The following is a 13944-nucleotide window of genomic DNA, read 5'->3' as shown; positions in this document are numbered from 1 at the left end:
CGGGCGCAGCCGGCGCCTGCGTGCGGTCGGTCCCGGTCACGCATCCAGTGAACCGACCGACCGCGCGCGGCGCGCACCTGCTCAACCGCCCCGGCAGGTCCTGCTCATGCGGTCCGCTCAGCGCATGCGGGGAAGGCGGAGGCTGAGCGGCACGGTCAGCGCGATCAGGGCGAGCTGTACGAGCAGGGTGGTGCACACCGCCCCGCGCACGCCGGCCGCCGGGACCAGCGCGAGGAAGAGGCTTCCCAGTGTGGCGACGCCGAGCGCCACGGCGGACTGCTGGGCGGTGATCATGACGCCACTGCCCGCCCCGGCCCGGTCGGCGGGGACGTCCGAGAGCATCAGGCGCATCAGCACGGGCATCTGGAAGCCCTGGCCCAGTCCTGCCAGGGCAATGCCCGGAGCGAGCACGGCAGGGCCGAGGTCCGGCCACCCGTGGTGGAGGGTTGCCAGCAGGAGGGCGATCCCGGCCGCCTGGACGACTCCTCCGGCGGTGACGATCCGGCTGCCGAAACGGGCGACCAGGCGCGGCCCCGCCAGCGAGGCCCCGAAGAAGGCGACAGCCATCGGCGCCAGCGTCAGACCCGCCGTCACCGGACCCATGTCCAGACCCTGTTGGAGGGTCACGGCGAGGACGAACATGAAGCCGCCGAATCCGATCGAGAACGGCACCAGCAGCGCCAGGCCCCGTCGCAGCGACTCCAGCCTCAGCAGGCTCGGCGGCACCAGCGGGACACGGCCCAGGCGGTCGGCCCGGCGCTCGGTGACGTAGAACGCCAGGGCCGCGACGGGAAACACGCCGAGCGAGACCCAGGTCCACAGCGGCCAGCCGGCGGCCCGCCCTTCGGTGAGCGGCAGCAGCAGCGAGACCAGCGACAGGGCGAGCAGCAGGGTGCCCGGCACGTCCACGGCGGCGGGCCGGCCGGCCCGGGTGTCCGGGACGGTGCGCACGGCCAGGACCAGCCCCAGGAGCACCACGGGTACGTTGACCAGGAACACCGCCCGCCAGCCGGTTCCGGCGAGGTCCGCGGCGACCAGGACGCCGCCGAGGATCTGCCCGGCGACCATGGACAGGCCGCCGGTGGCCCCGTACAGGCTCATGGCCCTGGCCCGGCGCGGTCCCTCGGTGGTGGCCTGGATGGTGGCGAGCACCTGCGGCAGCATGAGAGCGGCGGCCGCGCCCTGGGCGACGCGGGCGGCGACGAGGCTCCAGGCGTTCGGGGCGAGGCCGCAGGCGAGCGAGGTGACCCCGAAGGCGGCCATGCCGACGAGGAAGAGCCGGCGGCGGCCGAGGCTGTCCCCGATGCGTCCGCCGAGGACCAGCAGGACGGCGTACGCGACGCCGTAGCCGCCGACCACGAGCTCCAGGAGGGCGGGTCCGGCGGAGAGGTCGTGCTCGATGGACGGCAGCGCGACATTGACGATGAAGAAGTCGATCATGGGCAGGGCCGCGCCCAGCAGCACGGTGAACAGGCCGGGGCCGCCCAGACGGGCAGTGGCCGCGGGCCGCGCAGGGGCGCGGCGAAGAGGGATGTCGCGTACGGGGATCTGAGTCACCCTCCGACGGTCTCCCGTCCGGCAGCCGGGTACCAGAGTGCGGTTATCCGGGTACCAGGACTACCTGGCAACAGGATGAGCGGTGCGGCAGGCTGGGAGTATGACCACTGTGGCCCCTGGAAGCGACGTCCGCCGGCACGAGCTGGCCGAGTTCCTGCGCAGCCGCCGCGAGCGGATCACCCCCGAGCAGGTCGGACTGGTGCGCGGGCCTCGCCGGCGGACCCCGGGGCTGCGCCGTGAGGAGGTCGCGCACCTGTCGTCGGTGGGCGTGACCTGGTACACGTGGCTGGAGCAGGCGCGTGACATCCAGGTGTCGGCGCAGGTGCTGGACGCGATCGCACGGGCGCTGCTGCTCGACGTGAGCGAACGGGAGCACCTGTTCGCGCTGGCGGGGAGCCTGGATCCGGCGCCGCCCGCGGTCTGTCCGAGCGTGACACCGGCCGTACGGGCGATGCTCGACCAGCTGGGCCACATTCCGGCGTGCGTCCAGAACAGCCGGTACGACATCGTCGCCTACAACGCCGGTTACGGGCAGTTGCTCTGCGACCTGGACGGCAAGCGGCCGGAGGAGCGCAACTGCATGTGGCTCGCCTTCACGGACCCCGAGTGGCGCAAGGCGGTGGTCGACCTGCCGAGTACGCACCGGCTGATGGCCGCGAGGTTCCGGGCGGCGATGGCCGAGCACCTGATGGAGCCCGCGTGGAAGTCGCTCCTGGCCCGGCTGGAGGGGACCTCGGCCGAGTTCCGGGAGGTGTGGGCCCGCCACGAGGTGGTCGGCGGGCAGATCGCGAAGTCGAAGTACATCCGCAACGCGCGGGTGGGTCTGCTGCACCTGGAGCACACCAACCTGTGGCTCGGACCGCGGACCGGGCCGAGGCTCGTGACGTACGTACCGCTCGATACAAAGACGCGCGAGCGGCTGAAGGAGCTGGAGCGGCTGGCGGAAGCGGCCCGTGCCGGGGTTCCGGTCGGGGTCTGAAGGACCGGCGGGACGGGCGGGCTCAGCGGGGCGGTGACGGTCCGTCGGCCACGCACGCCATCGCCTATTCCCCGATCGCGTTGGGCTCGAATGCCGTGAAGCAGACGGCCCGGCCCGGACTGCAGATCTCCGCGTCCCTCGGAAAGCTCTGGCCCTCCGGGAAGTCGTACGTCAGAAATGTCATCGTCCTGCCCGAGGGGAACTTCACCGTGGCTTCCTGTACCGGGGTGGCATGCTCGGGCGTGCCGCCGGTGAAGGCGAACGGCCCGCCGGTGTTCTCGACCACGCTGACGGTGAGCCACATCTGGGGTGGTTCCGCGAGGCCGCCCAGGCCGTGCGGACGGCTTCTGCCGACGTGGACGTAGCCCTGGGGCTTCCGCCCGGCCGCGAGTCCGAAGCACTGCCGGTCCGACGCCCGCTCCCGGATCGTGGCCAGGCAGTAGGTGTTGGCGTCCGGCATCCAGGCAATGTCACCCGTACCCGCCGGCCGGCCGCGCCGCAGAACCGCCAGCTCGGACGCGGCCGGCGCCGGCCTGCCCGGCGGGAACAACGGTCCTGCGTTGTACGCCTCGATGAGCTTCGCGTCCTCCGGGGTGATCACCGCGGCGCCGAGTGGAGTGGCGGGACCGGGCTCGGGCACGGGGGGTTCGGCCGGACCGGAGGAAGCAGGGGACGAGGGAGCAGGAGAAGGGGGAGGAGAACCGAGACCGGGGTCGGCCGACGTACACCCCGTGACGACCGCCAGCAGCAGGCCCGCACTCGCAAGAAGCCCACGCTTCATCGCTCACCCCCCGGTTGTGGGGATCATAGTCACAACCCCCGCGACACGGGCCTGCCCGGGTCGTGTCACTGTCAGGGTGCCGGCGGTCGGAGGGGCTGGAGCCGGGTGCGCAGGAGGCAGAATTCGTTGCCTTCCGGGTCGGCCAGGACGTGCCAGCTCTCGGTGCCGCTCTGGCCGATGTCGGCGGGCCTGGCGCCGAGAGCGAGCAGCCGCTCCAACTCGGCCTCCTGGTCGCGGTCGGTGGCGTTGACGTCGATGTGCAGCCGGAGTTTCCCGGTCCGCGGGGTGGCGCCGGGACTGAGGACGAGGGTGGGCTGCGGGCCGCCGAAGCCGGCGTCGGGCGGCCCGATCTCGATGCTTCCGTCCTCCTCCCGGCCGAGTTCGACGTAGCCGAGGACCTCGCTCCAGAACGCGGCGAGCCGCTCGGGGTCGGTGCAGTCGATGACCAGTTCACTGATGCGGCATGCCATGCCCGGCAGTGTACGTACGGGCCCGGCCGGATCACTTGGACGTGCTACCACCTCACTCGGACGTCCTCCGCCCAGCCCAGCAGCCGGTCCACGGCGATCGGCTCGCCGTCGTCGCTGCGCACGGTCCCCGTGTAGTGCCCGAAGCACTGGTTCGTCCGGTTGCCGAGCAGGCCGAGCTCGGCTCGCGCGACCCTGTTGTGGAACGGAGTGAAGACCAGGTCGACCTCGTTGGCCCCACCGCCGCGAATGGTCCAGGGCTGCAGGGGCTCCTCCGGGGAGTAGCGCCAGTCGAGTTCTTCACCGATCTTGAAGATCGTGCCGTCCACGCACAGTGCGTTCTCGGTCGAGCCGGTGCCGCGCGTCCACCGACCGCCGAACTGGAGCCCTACGGTGTGCCCGTCGGTGCGACCGGAGGCGGCCCCCCAGTTCCAGGCCGTTCGCCACGGCCACCGCCCGCGCCCGTGGTCGAGAGTGGCCCAGGCGTCGTCATCGAAGACCAGCACGTCGTTGCCGATCCGTACCGTTCCCGTGGCGGGTCGCGCCGTGTGCTTGGACGTGTACTGGAAACGACGCCTGTTCCACGGGACCACGACCGACAGGGTTTCGTGCCCCTCGGGCAGCGCGGCCAGCAGATCCACTTCGACCGGCAGCCGGTCCGGGTCCGTGCACCGCGCCCTGAGCCGGGTGGCGGCGCCCTCGTTGCTGATCCCTATGCGTACCTGGCCGCGTACGGGCCGCTCGGGGCCCACGGAAACGGGACGGGAGCCGCCGGCTCCGGCGATGGTGTCGGGAAGGTGCACACCGCGTGCGCCGGGGACGAGTGCGGTGCGTTCGAACTCTCGCTGCCGGCCCTCGGGGCCGAACTCCAGGACGTACACGCAGGAGAGGGCGAGGTAGTCCAGATCGCTGACGGTGAGGGCGACCAGGTGGGTCGGAGTGGTCACGCACCAGTACTCCCACCGCTTCGTGCGTCCCCACCCGCCGATCCTTGAGCGGTGGAGCGGCCGGCGCGACCAGCCGACCGCGTCCGGCGCGAGGCGCCCGTCCGCGAGGCACAGATCGACCGGGTCCGTGATCTCGCGCTCATGGGTGGCCATGCCCGGACCATACGGGGCATCGGCACGTCCGTCGAGCATCCGGACTCCGGCCTGCGGTCGTCGCCTTGAGCCCGCGGAGGGCGAGATCGTCGGCGCCGGGCAGAACCCGACCTCGCACACCCCGACACCCCGATATCGGGCCCCCGTCGGGTCATGGGTGTGAGAATGGGAATCTCATGGGACACCGTCCTGGCGTCCCGTCAGATCGAGGCAGGAGCACCTTGACGACCACGAACCGCTGGCACCTGCAGGACTCCGCCGGTCACACCTACTCCGGTGAACAGGCTCGACACCTGCTTCGACATCGGTGGGACTGGGGGAACCAGGAGACGTGGTTCGAGAACGACGCGGGGCAGCTCCTGGCCGTGGTGACCAACGGCGAACGAGCGAAGGTCTTCTTGCTGGACGGGGACGGGGAGCCCGGGGAGCATCTCGTCGATCCGCACGCCGAAGGCTCTTCCGACGGCTACCAACTGTCCAACGGACAGGTCGACGTCTACGCCGACCGGGACACCGTCGCCTTCGACGTCGCAGGCCAGGCCGTGTCGCACTTCATCGAGCACGGCACCTGGCCCCCCGGGGTGACCGCTGAAGGAGCCCGCAGTGACGACCCCGCGCCGCGGTAGGCACGCGGAGGCAGTGGGACGCGGGCCTCGGAACGACCGGGCAGGGAGCACGCACGGCCCCTGCACTAGGTTGGGCGGCACTACCACCGGAGAAGCCGGCTGACTTGATGAGTGAGGTCGTTGTTCCGTGAGCGCTACGGATTCCAGCAGGCGCGGCCTGACGAACGCACTCATCACCGCGGCATGCGTCGTGGCGTTCGTCCTGGTCGGCAGTCTGCTGTACGGGTGCGCCACGCTGCTGATCGGCGCCGAGGGGCAGTGTGACGAGCCCGAGGGCGTGGAACGCCTGGAGCAGATATCGGCCGTCGCCGTTCCGCCGGCTCCGGCCGGGGCGACCCCCGTGCCGGAAGGGACCGGCGCCGAGTGCATGGACGACAGCGGCACCGACGTCTGGCTGACCGCCGACAAGCACTACGCCTTCGACGGCGATCCCCGCGTGGTGCTCGACCACTACTGGGCCGCGGCGCCGGCCGCGGGCTGGAAGGCCACCGGGTCCCGCCCGAAGATCACCCCCGGCTTCCTGCCCAAGGACATCTGCTTCCGCAAGGAAGTGGACGGGAAGCCGACGCTGCTCAGCGTCTCGTACTCGGCGCAGAAGGAGTACTACGTGTCCGTGAGCGCGGTGCTCGACGGATCCCGTCCGGTCTGCTGAACCGGCCGCCCGCCGACGTCATCCTGCGCGCCCCGTTGCGCCTCCTGCCCGGATCACCGGCGGGACCAGCGGTCCGTGAGCGTCGTGATCGAAGCCGCCGCCCGGTCGAGCTTCTCGTCATCGCCCCGGACCGCCTTGTTCAGTTCGATGTGCAGGAAGCGGACGTTCTCCGCGGCGGCGACCAGGCCCTGCTCGTTCTCCCGTCCGGCGAGCTTGCACCGCTCGGAGTACGCCGTGCAGACCTTCAGACCGTCGCGCCGCAGCGCTGCGGCCAGCACCCCCGCGTCCGCCTTGGCCCTGTCGCCGACGCCCGTGGAGACCACCGCGTCGCGCCCGGGGAACGACTCATTGGCGAATCCGTGCAGCTGGACCCCCGGAAGGTTGCGCCGCGTCAGCTCGTCCACCACGCCGTGGAAGATCGAGTCGGAGTGGTGTGCCATGTCCGCCGCACCGTCCTTGCCGGCGTTGCGGTGAGCCCCGGCGAGCACCATCACCCCGCCCGGCGCTGCGCGCAGCACCCGCGCCCCCAGGTGTTCCGTGCGGGCGTCGGCCACGGGGTGCGGGACCTGCACCGACCAGCGCGGAGGATGGTCGAGGTCGACGTACACCCGGCCCCAGCCGCGGGTGGTGTGGCCCGATTCACTCACCCGGTCCGCCACCTCGGCGTACCGGCGCCCGCTGACGGCGTCCGTCACAGTACGGAGGGTGAAGTCGATCTCGGCCAGGCCGGCCCGCGCCGCCTCCTGATCACCGTCGAGCAGGTGGGCGACGGCACCGGTGAATGCCAGTCGTTCCCGGTCCGTTGGGATGCGGTACCCCCCGCGCTCGTCCAGGCCCGCGGTGAACCGGGCGATCTGCTGCTCCAGGTCGCTGCCTGCGGGTGACTGCGTCGCGGGGCCGGCCGGGCGGGTCGGGGGTGCGCTTCTCGATCCCGTCGCCAGAAGCACCAAAACGGCACAAAGGGAAACGGAAACGCCGCACAGAACTGCAATCGTTACTCGCCTGGTCAATGGAGCGCTCATAGTCATATAAAAATATCGGAGTGATGTTCTCCGTTTCCTCTCCCGCCGCCCCACGGTCCGGCCCGCCCTCCACCCCGCCCGGATCCCTCCGGGCCGGCTGCGGTGCTTCCCGGCACCGGGCAGCCGGACGAGCCGCCACCGGGAGCATCCGCGGAGCCACGCCCTGCCGGGCGGAGCGGCCCGCCCTGGTCTGAAGTACCAGGGCCCTGCAGGCCGCCCCGCACACTCTCGACACCCCGTACCCCAGACCATCACCTGCCTCGGCCGCACCGGCTCCAGGACACAACGAAGAGGAGCCAGCGTTGGCCGCGTCGCGATCGAGGCGGCACCGGACACGCCGTCGGGCCGACATGTCGCTGCTGGGCGGCATCCGTCCGCCCATCGCGTCCCTGTCCGTCCTGCTGCTGGCCCTCGCCGCCCTCACCGCGTTCCAGCTCGGCCACGTGGGCAGGACGACCGTACCGCCGGCCGTCCTCACCTCTCAGCAGTACTTCGCGGAGGACGGCGCCATCGCCCTGCGCGCCTCGCTGGACGAGAGCATCACGGACGTCGGCAGGACCGCCTCCCTGTTCAGCTCGGGCGAACCGGTGTCCCCCGACTCCGTGCTCGACAAGCTGGGCAGCGTCTACCAGAAGTGGCGCGGCACGGCCGTGATCGAGATCAAGTCGGGCCGCCTCGAGGCGCAGCGCGGCGAGAACCTCCCGCTGACCGCCCTCGACCTGACCGCCCTGAACTCCGAGTCCGGCCTCGCCCCCCGCATGGTCCGGCTGGAGAACGGTGAGACCCGCCTCCTCACTCTCGCCCTGCTGTCCTGGCCCAACCGCCCCCAGCAGCTCCTGGTCGCCTCCAGCAGCCTGAAGGTCCCGGGCGTCAGCCTGGGCAAGTCCCGCGCCATCGCCGTCCTCGACGCGTCCGGCCAGGTCCTGGGCAGCGACGGCATCGGCGGCTCGGAGCAGGAGAAGAAGCAGCTCAGGAAGTTCGCCAAGACCGTCGCGCAGAAGGCCCGGCAGCACCCGCTCCAGGCCAAGGAGCCCGGCTCCGGCGGCTTCGCGGGCGTCAGCGGCAGCCTGCTCGGGGACTCCAGGGCCGGTCACCGCTCCGTGGCCGGCTACGCGAAGCTCACCGGTTCGCAGCCCGGCGTCGGCACCGACGCGACCGCCCTCGGCCTCACCGTCGTCTCGTTCGTCGGCGTCGCCGAGGAGCGCGCCGCCGCCGTCGACTCCTTCTTCTGGATCGCCACGGCCGGCGCCCTGCTGGTCCTCGGTGCGCTCGCCGTGGCCCTGCTCGTGGTCACCGTGCAGCGCCCGCTGCTCAGGCTGTTCCTGGAGAGCCGCAGGATCGGCCGCGGCGAGTTGCACCGGCCCGTCACCGTGCCCAAGTACGGCGAGACCGCCCGCATCGGCGCCGCCCTCGACCGGCTGCGCCGCCAGCTCCTCGGCGAGCCCGACGCGGACACCGCAGGCCCCCGGACCGGCCGCCGCGCACGCATCGGGACGCGCGCCCTCATCGCGGTGTGCGCAGTCCTGCTCCTGGTGTGGGCCGCGCCGCTCCTGCTGACGCTCAACCGCGCGGGAGCCTCCGTCGCGGTGCCCCAGAGCATCGTCGACGACCAGCGCGAACGCACCGACACCCTGGCCGACCGAGTGCGACGCGCCCTCAACGAGGGACACGCCGACCTCACCTCCGTCGCCTCCGTCATCACCGACAAGACCACTCCCGCCGAGATGACGAAGGTGCTGGAGCGCACCCGGACCCAGCACGGTCGCTACGAATCCCTCTACGTGCTGCAGGCCGACGGCACGGTCATGGCCCGGGCCGGCGGCAAGCCCCGCCACCCCGCCGGCAAGGGCCCCTCCGAGCAGCCCGTCACGCTGATCAACAGCGGCAACCAGCCGGTCATCACCGAGTACGCCGCGGCACCCGCCCTGGGCGGCGCGGCCGTCGTCGGCGAGCTGCGCATCGACTTCCTCAACGCCATGCTCAAGCGGCCCGGACTGGGCGAGGTCCGCGTCGTCGACGCCAAGCACCGGGTGATCGGCGGCAACAACGGCTACCTGGCCTTCGAGACGCTGTCGGACACCGAGCTCGACACTCTGGCGACCAAGGCGAACGAGAAGACGGACAAGGGCCCGCGCTCCCGGAGCGCCCTGCTGCGCCGGGGCGGCGTGCACATCGCCGCCGCTGCGCCGATGACCGGTGGGGGCGTGGCTCAGCCCCTGGACTGGACGGTCGTGACCTGGCAGCCGGCCAAGGGCCTGGAGATCCCCGTGTACACCACGCAGAACCGCACCGTGCTGGCCGGGCTGCTCGGCCTCACGGGCTCTGCGGCCTGCCTCGGCTGGATGCACATCATCGTGGTGCGGCCGCTGCGCGACCTCGCCAAGCGTGCCGAGGCCCTCGCCGACGGTGACCGCCGCACCGTCCTCTACCCGACCCACCACGACGAGGTCGGTGCCGTGACCCGCAGCCTGGAAGTCATCCGGCAGCAGCTGCTCGAGCAGCGCAAGCGGGACGCTGCCGCCGGCAGCGCCGGCCCGAAGCCCAGCCGTGCCGGCCTGGCCGGAAGGAACTGATCCCCGTGCTCTTCCTCTACTGCGTGCTGCTCTTCTGCTGCACGGTCATGCTCGTCGCGGGCATCGTCGAGCAGCGCCGGCACTACGCCAACCTCGCGCAGATACCGAACCGGGTGCTGGTCAACGGCATTCGCGGCAAGAGCTCCATCACCCGGCTGTGTGCGGGAGCCCTGCGCGGCGGCGGGCTGCTGACGGTCGCCAAGACCACCGGTACCGCGGCGCGCTTCATCCACCCGGACGCCACCGAGGAGCCCGTCTACCGCAAGTTCGGCATCGCCAACGTCGTCGAACAGATCGGCATCGTCCGGCGTGCCGCCGCCTACCGGCCGCACGCGCTGGTCATGGAGTGCATGGCGGTCATGCCCGCGCTCCAGGAGATCAACCAGTCGAAGCTGATCCAGTCGACCATCGGTGTGCTGTGCAACGTCCGCGAGGACCACGTCGCCGAGATGGGCCCGACCCTCGACGACATCGCGCGCTCCCTGTCCCGCTCGATGCCTCACGGCGGAATCTGCGTGACCGCCGAGAAGGAGCGCTTCCACGTGCTCCAGGAGGAGGCCGACGCGAGGAACTGCACCCTGATCTACGCCGACCCCGACACGGTCAGCGACGAGGAGCTCCGCGGCTTCAGCTGGTTCACCTTCAAGGAGAACGTCGCCATCGCGCTCACCGTCGCCGAGCTCCTCGGCGTCGACCGCGAGACCGCCCTCCAGGGGATGTACGACGCCCCGCCGGACCCGGGCGTGCTCTCCGTCGAGCGGTACGTGGCCCCCGGCGGCAAGCGCGTGCGCTTCGCCAACGTCTTCGCCGCGAACGACCCCGAGTCGACGCTGATGAACATCAACCAGCTCCTCGACCTCGGCGCCGTCGACCGCCCCCTCAACGTCGTGATCAACTGCCGCCCCGACCGCGTCGAGCGCAACGGCCAGATGGGCCAGATCATCCCCGATCTGATGCCCGACAAGGTCTTCGTGATCGGACACCCGGCGAAGAGCGCCATCGACGCGATCCCGGCCGAGTGGCGCGCCCGCGCCGTCGACCTCGGCGGCGACCAGCGGGACGGCGACGAGTTCATGCACGAGCTGCTCGGTCACCTCGGTGAGAGTTCGTCGCTGGTCGCCATCGGCAACATCCACGGTCAGGGCGAGATCCTCCTGGAGCACCTGGCGGAGCTGCCCGGTTTCGAGGAGGAACCCGAGGACGAGGAGGTGGCCCCGGCGCCTGAGCCCGCAGCGCCCCGGCAGGCCGCGGCCGCGCAGCCGCTGTACGCCCCGCGCCTCGATCCGTACGCGGACCTCACCGCCGCACAGGAGGCACGCTTCGCGCAGCCCCCCGTGCCGCAGCAGTACGTCCACCCGTCGCAGGGGACGCCCGTCCGACCCGCTCCCCAGGCGCTGCCTCCGTACCCGCAGCAGGGTCCGTACCCACCGCAGGGTTCGTACCCGTCGCAGGGTTCGTACCCGCCGCGGCCGCAGGAGCCATGGCAGCAGGATCCGTACCCGCAGCAGGCGCCCGAGCAGCCCTGGCCGCCCCACCCGCACGCGCCCCACCCCAATCAGCAGTGGCAGAGCCCAGGAGAACCCCGTTGATCCCCGCAGTCCTCACCCCCGAGATCGCCGCGATCGGCATCGCGCTGGGCCTGCTGTTCTCCCTGCTGTGCTACCTCACGACGAACCTCTCACCCGGCGGAATGATCACCCCCGGCTGGCTCGCGCTCACCCTGATCGAGGACCTCCAGCGCGCGGCGCTCGTCGTCGGCATCACGGTCCTGACGTATGCGCTCACCCTCGTCACCCAGAAGTTCGTCATCCTCTACGGCAAGCGCCTGTTCGCCGCCGTCGTCCTCATAGGAGTGCTCCTCCAGGCCACGGTGGTGATCGTGCTGCAGATGAAGTTTCCGCTGCTGTACGCGAACCAGACGCTCGGCTTCATCGTCCCCGGGCTGATCGCCTACCAGCTCGTCCGCCAGCCCAAGGGCGCCACGCTGCTCGCCACCGGCTCGGCGACCCTCATGACGTACGTCGTCCTGACCTCGGGCATCCTGCTCGGCTTCATGCCGCACGCCTGACCGACGCCGCGCCCGATCACCCGCACTGCCCGGAGCACCGATGACAACCAAGCCCGCCCGCCGTACCCGCACCGTCCTGCACGCCGCCGTCCTGGCGGTCCTGCTGGCCGGCAGCGCGTACTTCACCTACGAGCTGCGCAAGGAGGAGCAGGCACAGGCACCAGCGGTGCTGCGCGTCACCGACCAGGCGCAGAAGGGCGGCGGCACCAAGGACGGCGCCCACAAGTGGGAGCGGCTGAAGAACCCGGAGCGCTCGGTCCTGCGGGGCTCGGACGGAGCCGTCCTCGCCACCTTCACGGACGGGGCGCGCACGGCATCGCTCACCGGCAAGAGCCGCACCTTCGCGGAGCCGGCCACCACCCAGGCCCGCGTGGTCACCGACAACTGGGTCCGCCTCCTGCCGGAGAGCTGGCGCAACGGCGCGGAGCGCGAGCAGTGGTTCCAGGACTGGTTCAAGAAGTACTACGGCAGCGAGGAGGACGACCTCTTCGCGATCGCCTTCCAGTACGGCGACCAGGCGCCGGTCAAGAAGGACGCCGCCGGTGTCCAGTACGCGGGCGACGCCGCTTTCGGTCCGCTCAACCCGAACGGCTCCGCCGGCAACGACCTGCGCCTGGAGCAGTCGGACTTCTACGACTACCTCGGCACCCCGTACACCTTCCGGAACGGCACCACGGAACAGCCGGAGAAGGCCAAGTTCCGGTCCCTGGACTGCTCCGGCTTCATCCGCACCGTGTTCGGCTACCGCGGCCGCTTCCCGCTCATGGCTTCCGACACGGGCGGCAACGGACTGCCGCGCACCGCCAACGGAATGGCCCGCGCGAAGACCGGCGTGGACATTCTGCCGCTCAAGGGCGTCGCCCCGCAGGACCGACCGGCCTCCATCGACGTCCTCCAGCCGGGCGACCTGGTGTTCTTCAAGCTCGACGCGCGCACCAACGACCGGCTGGACCACACCGGCCTCTACCTCGGCAACGACACCGAGGGGCACAAGGTCTTCATATCGAGCCGCGAAGAGGCCAACGGCCCCACCATCGGCGACAAGGGCGGCGCCTCCCGCCTCGACGGCAACGGCTACTACGCCGCCGCCCTGCGCAGCGCCAAGCGCCTCTGAGGTCCGGCGGCGGGGAACGTCCCGCAGTCGCCGCCGGCACGGCTGCGGCCCGGGCGCTCCCGGCTCACCGACGGGCGGCGGCCGGGTCCTTCCCGTCGCCCAGCATGTGGGTCAGGCGTACGGCGAAGTGGACGGCCGCGCCTGCCGCGACGATGCTCAGGGCATCGGCCACCATGCCGAGGGTCACCGCGTCGAGGAAGGATCCGAGGTCCTCCGCCCGCCGGTGGCGCAGATCGGCGTACCGGCTCAGCACGAACGATCCGGCGAACGATGCCCACCAGAGGTTGACCGGCCAGAAGCGGCCCTCGGCACCCCGCAGGCCGGCCGTCCATGCCTCGACGGCGATCCGGTACGGCAGCCAGAGACAGGCCACCGGAACGAACCAGGCCCCGATGGCCCAGCCCGGCCCCTGCCGGAACCCGGCGGGCGCCAGCCCTCCGGCACTCCGCCGAGCGCGGTGGAACCAGGTGATGAACACGGCCGCGCACACCACCAGGATCGGCATCCGAACCTGGTCCACCCTGGAGAACAGCAGGTACAGGGCCTCCCACCGGTCCTCGGAGAGGTAGGCGAACCCCCCGTCCCCTTCCACCGCGGAGTGCGCCCGAAAACCGGCGTACAGGGAGAAGAGATCCGCGACTGCGGCCGCCGCCAGTACGACGCCCACTGCGACGAGCAGACCGCGTCCGGGGCCGGGGACCGGGCCGGACATGGGCGGGCGAGGGCGGAGCGCCCTGGAACGGGATGAGGACATGACGGTGTGGACCCCCCACGGGCACGGTGCGCAGGCGCCCGGGGATGAGCGCGCAGAGGGAAACTACGGCAGGGCGGACCTGCTCGTCCACAGAGAAGCCGCAGGTCCGGTGCGGTGCCGGGCGACGCGGGCCCGGCAAGATCCGAAATGCACCCCCTAGTAGTGCTTTGTTAGGTGGTGTCGTAGGGCTGCCATGGGGTGGGTTGTCGGCAGGTGGGGCAGGTGCCGGTCCAGGTGGCGATGAGGTGTTG

13 protein-coding genes are annotated in these 13944 nt (G+C 71.4%); 7 read left to right on the top strand and 6 right to left on the bottom strand.

The genetic code is table 11. From position 1 onward, the window contains the following. Window positions 1-117: 117 nt before the first annotated feature. Complete coding sequence (locus tag ACWGE1_RS16125; protein ID WP_453421157.1) at window positions 118-1440, bottom strand: MFS transporter; 1323 nt, start codon at window positions 1438-1440, stop codon at window positions 118-120. A 217-nt stretch (window positions 1441-1657) separates the two neighbouring features. Between ACWGE1_RS16125 and ACWGE1_RS16120 the strand changes: the two genes are divergently transcribed. Next, complete coding sequence (locus tag ACWGE1_RS16120; protein ID WP_453421128.1) at window positions 1658-2536, top strand: helix-turn-helix transcriptional regulator; 879 nt, start codon at window positions 1658-1660, stop codon at window positions 2534-2536. A 64-nt stretch (window positions 2537-2600) separates the two neighbouring features. Here ACWGE1_RS16120 and ACWGE1_RS16115 read toward each other — a convergent pair whose 3' ends face one another. From ACWGE1_RS16115 to ACWGE1_RS16105, 3 genes are all read right to left on the bottom strand, one after another. After that, window positions 2601-3176 carry a hypothetical protein gene (locus tag ACWGE1_RS16115; protein WP_453421127.1) on the bottom strand — a complete coding sequence of 192 codons (576 nt, stop codon included), beginning with the start codon at window positions 3174-3176 and terminating at the stop codon, window positions 2601-2603. Window positions 3177-3388: 212 nt separating this feature from the next. Beyond that, window positions 3389-3787 (bottom strand): VOC family protein, encoded by a 399-nt coding sequence (locus ACWGE1_RS16110; protein ID WP_453421126.1) that lies wholly within the window; start codon window positions 3785-3787, stop codon window positions 3389-3391. Between the two features lie 44 nt (window positions 3788-3831). Next, the gene (locus ACWGE1_RS16105) at window positions 3832-4884 is read right to left on the bottom strand and encodes a DUF2804 domain-containing protein (RefSeq protein WP_453421125.1); all 1053 of its coding nucleotides are present in this window, start codon (window positions 4882-4884) and stop codon (window positions 3832-3834) included. Window positions 4885-5105: 221 nt separating this feature from the next. Between ACWGE1_RS16105 and ACWGE1_RS16100 the strand changes: the two genes are divergently transcribed. Both ACWGE1_RS16100 and ACWGE1_RS16095 read left to right on the top strand, forming a co-directional pair. After that, on the top strand, window positions 5106-5510 hold the full coding sequence (locus ACWGE1_RS16100) for a hypothetical protein (protein WP_453421124.1): 405 nt from the start codon (window positions 5106-5108) through the stop codon (window positions 5508-5510). Between the two features lie 127 nt (window positions 5511-5637). Then, the gene (locus ACWGE1_RS16095; RefSeq protein WP_453421123.1) at window positions 5638-6162 is read left to right on the top strand and encodes a hypothetical protein; all 525 of its coding nucleotides are present in this window, start codon (window positions 5638-5640) and stop codon (window positions 6160-6162) included. 53 nt (window positions 6163-6215) lie between these two features. Here the strand turns inward: ACWGE1_RS16095 and ACWGE1_RS16090 are convergent, their stop codons facing one another. Continuing rightward, window positions 6216-7109 (bottom strand): hypothetical protein, encoded by an 894-nt coding sequence (locus tag ACWGE1_RS16090; RefSeq protein ID WP_453421122.1) that lies wholly within the window; start codon window positions 7107-7109, stop codon window positions 6216-6218. 425 nt (window positions 7110-7534) lie between these two features. On the opposite strand from ACWGE1_RS16090, the gene ACWGE1_RS16085 reads away from it, so the two are divergent. The 4 genes from ACWGE1_RS16085 to ACWGE1_RS16070 are packed head-to-tail and all read left to right on the top strand — an operon-like array spanning window position 7535 to window position 12939. After that, window positions 7535-9757 carry a HAMP domain-containing protein gene (locus ACWGE1_RS16085; RefSeq protein WP_453421121.1) on the top strand — a complete coding sequence of 741 codons (2223 nt, stop codon included), beginning with the start codon at window positions 7535-7537 and terminating at the stop codon, window positions 9755-9757. A 5-nt stretch (window positions 9758-9762) separates the two neighbouring features. Further along, entirely contained in the window at window positions 9763-11346 is a 1584-nt protein-coding gene (gene pgsB / locus ACWGE1_RS16080; protein WP_453421120.1) for a poly-gamma-glutamate synthase PgsB, read from the top strand. Next, a complete protein-coding gene (locus ACWGE1_RS16075; protein WP_319732952.1) occupies window positions 11343-11825 on the top strand; it encodes a poly-gamma-glutamate biosynthesis protein PgsC/CapC in 483 nt (160 codons plus the stop codon). Before pgsB ends, ACWGE1_RS16075 begins: the two co-directional genes overlap by 4 nt. A gap of 40 nt (window positions 11826-11865) precedes the next feature. Then, on the top strand, window positions 11866-12939 hold the full coding sequence (locus ACWGE1_RS16070) for a C40 family peptidase (RefSeq protein ID WP_453421119.1): 1074 nt from the start codon (window positions 11866-11868) through the stop codon (window positions 12937-12939). A 64-nt stretch (window positions 12940-13003) separates the two neighbouring features. On the opposite strand, the gene ACWGE1_RS16065 is transcribed toward ACWGE1_RS16070, so the two are convergent. Continuing rightward, window positions 13004-13651, bottom strand: a complete 648-nt coding sequence (locus tag ACWGE1_RS16065) for a DUF4328 domain-containing protein (RefSeq protein WP_453421118.1) — start codon at window positions 13649-13651, stop codon at window positions 13004-13006. Window positions 13652-13944 lie beyond the last annotated feature (293 nt).

The organism is Streptomyces sp. NPDC054932, assembly GCF_053610205.1.
The sequence above is the reverse complement of the archived record's forward strand: the minus strand, read 5'-3'. Positions and strand labels throughout refer to the sequence as shown.